Source organism: Sphingomonas sp., from assembly GCF_019242355.1.
Lineage (GTDB): Bacteria > Pseudomonadota > Alphaproteobacteria > Sphingomonadales > Sphingomonadaceae > Sphingomicrobium.
The window spans coordinates 1-4817 of record NZ_JAFAVR010000063.1; the positions used below are offsets into that span (position 1 = coordinate 1).

Sequence of the window (4817 nt, forward strand, 5' to 3'; positions counted from 1 at the left end):
GGAGCCTGGGTGCTCGGCAGGCAGAAGATGTCCGCCTCGTCCATCTCGGCCAGGACATGGTCGGGCGGCAGAGCGCCGGTGAAGGTGATCGGCAGATTGTCGGCGCTCGCCGCATCCCGGGCGCCCGCGCTGAGCGGTCCGTCGCCGACGATCCTGACCTGGAATTCATAATTGCGGCTCACGAGTTCCCGGACGGCCTCGATAAGGTAGGGTACGCCCTTCTTCGCGACCAGCCGGCCGACGAAGAGGATCGTGACGACGCCGTCCGGCCGGCGTCCTGACCGTCGCGGCTGAAGGGGAATGCCGAGATAATGCCGGACGCATTTGTCCGCAGGGATCAGCTTAATCGCCTCGCCTCGCAGCCAGTTTGACACTGGCAGGAAGAGAGCCGCCGTATCCCTGGCGAGGCGGAAGAGCCTGTGACGAAGCCAGGACCCGAGAGTCGTGCGCCGGTCGCGGAGGATGTCCGAGCCGTGGATGGTGACGATCAGCGGAATCTTGCGACGCCTGCAATAGGCCGCGAGCAGGCCGCCGGCGTCGGCGAAATGGCAGTGGACGAGCTTGACGCCCTGCGTATCGACAAGCCGATCCAGCTGGGCGCTGCGGCCCAGCCAGTAGAGCAGCAATCGCTCGCGGGTGCTTGCGGCAATGGTCGCAGTCTCGAGCCCGCGAAGATCGAGCCCGTCCGTTCGCCTGAGCCCGGTGAGCACCGGGCGGTAACGGCGGAAGGCCTCCACGTGCGAACGGATGAAGGTCTCTGAATAGGGCAGCAGGACGGGCGTAAAAACGATGACAGCGGGTCGTGTCGACTGGATTTTCGCTTGTGCGTTCATCCCCACCTCGACCGCCCTAAGTACATGTGATTCTGGCCTTACTTAGGGTCTGCCCGGAGTGACGATACCACGGATCAGCGATCCGATGGACACCTTGCCTGTCGCCAAGCGGCTATTCGCAGTCAAGTTGCGAATGGCCAATGTACCGTAATGTCACAATCACATGTGTTGAGGCGACCGGGTCTCGGGCAGAGCTTGCGCTCGCGCTTCCGTTCGTGCTTGGCTACCTGTCGGCGAGGGGCTGTCAGGCGTGCAGGAAAGGCGATGGATGGGGAGCGGCAAAGTGAGCTTCTCGGTCGTCATCCCCTTGTACAACAAGGGCCCGCACGTGGAACGGGCGCTTCGCAGCGTTCTCGACCAGCAGTTCGCCGCCGCCGAGATCCTTGTCGTTGACGACGGTTCGACCGACGGCGGCCTCGAAACCGCGCGGCGGTTCGACAAGGTCAAGGTCCTGACTCGCTCCGAGCCCGGTCCCGGCGGCTATGCGGCCCGCAACCTTGGCATCGATGCCGCGTCGAGCGAATGGATCGCCTTCCTAGACGCGGACGATCGCTGGTTGCCGGATCACCTCGCGATGCTCGCCGCGGCTATTGGCGCGGGGGGCGACGACGTCGGCTGCGCCTTTACGAGGCCCGTGTTCATCCAGGAGGGCGAAACCCGGGCATACGCAGTGTCCGCGAAACTCCCGCAGTCGCCGCAACCGATCGATCTCGACGCATTCCTGAGCGCCTGGCTGGACACCGGCACCTGTCCGATGTGGACCGGGGCGATCGCGATCCGTCGCTCCGTCCTGCTTGCCGCCGGCCTGTTCCCGGCGGGCATTGCCGGGCGCGGCGGCGACAAGGATTTGTGGCTGCGGGTGATGGCCCTGACGAACGCGCTGTACGTCCCGAAGGTCAGCGCGGAATTCCACCAGGACACCGTCAACCGCGTGACCAAGTCGCTCGACCATTCGGTCCAGCCGATCATCACGCGAACCATTCGCCGGCTCATCCCAATGGCAACGCGGCGCCAGCAGCAACTGCTCCGGCGGCTGAACAATATGGAGGTCGTCTTTTATGCCCGGTATGCCGCCGGCGCGGGAGCACCGTTCAATCGCGAATCGATCAGGACCCTGTGCCGCCCGGCAGCGCCGGCTGCCGCGCGCATCATTGGCTATGCGGTCGCTGGTCGGGTGATTCGCGCGCTGAGGTCGCGTCGCCCCGCCTGACGGTTGGGAGAAAGCGCGTAATCGTCGCAATAACGGTTCTGGATGATGCGGCGGAGGCTTTCGGTTGCGAAGGCGTCGTCGCTCGGCATCTCTTGACTGGCGGTATAACGCTCACGGAGCTCACGGACCGGCACGTCGGCCGACGGCTTGTCGAAGAGGCGTCGGGAGGACGCGTTGGCCCGGCGAACGAAATATTTGCCCGCAACCTCGGCCCCCAGCACGTCAGTCATCTTCGCCCCCAGGGTGTCGAGCGTGCAAATCACGTTATAGTCCATCGGCAACACGTGGCTGATCTGCGACCACGCATGGGGGTCGGTCGCCTGCCCGTCCAGATAGTCTCGGACGAATGTCGAGAAGGTTGCGTCGGCGGGGTCCGACCCGGTGACCTCCGCGAAGTCCCGCAGCAAATCGCCGGCGCCGTCGGTCATGATCATCTTGTTGCGGAATAGCGATACGGCGCGGCTGAACGGGTCCCGGTAGACATAGACCCGCCAGTCGGCGTCCCGGGCCTCGTTGATCGAGGACACCGCGAAATTCTTCCGCATCACGCCGAGGCCATCGTCCCAGGGACCGGAATAGCCGGCGAGGTCGAGCATCAGGCGCTTGAACGCCGAACAGCCGTTCTTGCGGATGTAGCAATAGGTGATCGACGTGCCCTCGATCGCCACGCGAAAGTGGCTGGACGTTCGTCGGGCCCAGGATTTTCGGAATCGCGAGAAGGGAGGAAGCTCTGGGATTGCCATGGGGGCAGCCTAGCAACCGTAGCGGCGCTGTCCACAACCGCACGGACTGGCATAGGGCCTGGTCACGCCTTCGCCCCGGTCCGGGAGCCTGTCCCGGCGAGGACCGCGGCGACCAGGGCACGGCAGTTGGAGGCGTCATCCTGCATGCAAAAGTCCGGCCACAGCCCGGTTTTCGACCAGATTTGCGCCAGTCCGAGACGCCCCGCGAGGCGCATGAACCGCGGATCGGCCCGGAAATGCGCGAGATCGGGCTCGAACCACTCGGACGAATTGCCGGCGGCGGCGAGCGGCATCCGGCCCGCGAGCGCATAAGCCGCGTTGATCTTGCCGAGCGTAGCCAGCAGCCGCACGTCCTCGCCGGTGGGACCGTTCCGTCGCGCCGCATATTCGATTGCTGCGACCGCCGCCGCGTTGCTCACTTCGCTCGGCGCCGCCCGCCACCGGAGGAAGGCTTCGACCACAGGCGAGCGGGTCGGGTCGAGGCGCACTGCGCCCCTGGTGACAAGGCTCAGCGCTTGGGCGGGATCGCTACCCGCCATGCCAAGGAGGAATGTCAGGCCGTCGGACCAGGGGCGACCAGGCCAGTACTTGCGGGTGAGAGCGAGCGCGTCCGACGCATCGCCAAGGTTGCCGACGAGGATCTCGGATTGTGCGAGGAGGAACAGCTTTCCGGGGAGGAGATGGTCATACTGATAGGACAGCTTGGCTTCGCGCAGTGCGTCGTCGAGCCGTCCGATCGACGCCATGTTGTCCGACACGCGAAAATGGAGTTCCGGGCTGGTGGGATCGGCGTCGATGCCGCGAGCCTCGATCCGCTGCCGATCGCCCCAGGCCGAGGCCTCCAGATTTTCGGCGAGTGCCGCATAGGCGAGGCCCTGCTTCGGATCGAGCGCGATTGCCCTATGCGCATAAGCTTCGGCACGGCGCTGGTTTGCCGGCTGAAGCGCTGGCGGGAGGTTGCTGGTGACCAGCGCGGTGTCCATGGCATATTCCGCCCACGCGCGTGCGAAGTCAGGGGCACGTCGCGTGATCTCGGCATCGAAACGCGCCGCCTCCTCCATGTCCCGGCCGATCGTGTCGCAATGCGATAGGGACAGTCGGGCAAGCTCGAGGTCGCGCGTGAAATAAGGGGCGCGGCCGTCGGCATAGGCGCAATGGAGCTCATGGGCGACCTGCAGACTGAGTTGCTCCTCGAACTGGTCAAGCTCGCTCGCCGGCCGGTCGAGCGTGGCCGCCCAGAGCACCTGGCCCGAGGCTCCGGCGACAAGCTCGATGTTCGCTCGCAATTCGCCGTGGTCGCTCATGCTGTTGCCGCGCACGATCAGGGCGGCGGGCCTGCCGGTGTGGGCCGCGGCATCGACGACCTGTACCGGTGTCTCGGTACCGGCAAGCTTCTGGACCAGCGATGACCGCAGCCCGGCGCTGATCGCCTCTGCCTGTCTGTCACCAGCCGGGACCGCGAGGGACTCGACCTCGACGAGAGGAAGCGTCGCGGCCATGGCGGGCGCGTGGCCGATCCTCGCGCCGCCGATCAAAACTGCGGCAGCCGCGGCGCACAGGCTAAGAGCGATAAGTCCGTAGCGTCTCGTCGTCGGTGCGTTTCGATCCTGGGTCGGACTGGACGTGCGGCCTGCCGGCGCCTGGGAGGCGGTCGGCGCCGACCGATGCTTGCGGATGCGCATTCCTGCGGCCGACTTGCCGACGTGCTTCGAACGAGCGAGGCTCGCGAACAGCGCCGCATTTGCCTCCGCCGGGGCAAGGCCGAGCTCATGCTGCAGCGCATTGGTGTGGCGCGAGTAGATCGCGTGCGCTTCCTTGAGATCGCCGGACGCGCCGAACGCCCGAAGCGCGATCTCCACTGCATCTTCGTCCGTCGCATCGAGCATGATGAGCGATGACGCAATCGTCTTCGCCTCTATCCAGCGGTGCTCCGAGAGCGCGTCCTGCGCGGCATCCAGCGCCATTCCCCGCCGCTCGTCGCCAAGGCGCGAGCGTTCTACGCGAAGCCAGTCATCGAAGGCGGGGCTCAGC

The 4817-nt window shown here is 65.9% G+C and carries 4 protein-coding genes; 1 reads left to right on the plus strand and 3 read right to left on the minus strand.

What is annotated here, in order from left to right; all coding sequences use genetic code 11:
• Positions 1 to 833, minus strand: an 833-nt coding sequence (locus JOZ79_RS02650) for a glycosyltransferase (protein ID WP_294070178.1), incomplete at its 3' end; no start/stop codon positions are given.
• A gap of 268 nt (positions 834 to 1101) precedes the next feature.
• Here JOZ79_RS02650 and JOZ79_RS02655 point away from each other — a divergent pair.
• On the plus strand, positions 1102 to 2043 hold the full coding sequence (locus tag JOZ79_RS02655) for a glycosyltransferase family A protein (RefSeq protein WP_294070180.1): 942 nt from the start codon (positions 1102 to 1104) through the stop codon (positions 2041 to 2043).
• Here JOZ79_RS02655 and JOZ79_RS02660 read toward each other — a convergent pair.
• On the minus strand, positions 1989 to 2711 hold the full coding sequence (locus JOZ79_RS02660) for a sulfotransferase family 2 domain-containing protein (RefSeq protein ID WP_294070183.1): 723 nt from the start codon (positions 2709 to 2711) through the stop codon (positions 1989 to 1991). The two genes, JOZ79_RS02655 and JOZ79_RS02660, sit on opposite strands and share 55 nt — an antisense overlap.
• A gap of 137 nt (positions 2712 to 2848) precedes the next feature.
• Positions 2849 to 4817 (minus strand): bacterial transcriptional activator domain-containing protein (locus JOZ79_RS02665; protein WP_294070185.1); only part of this gene is annotated, 1969 nt, incomplete at its 5' end.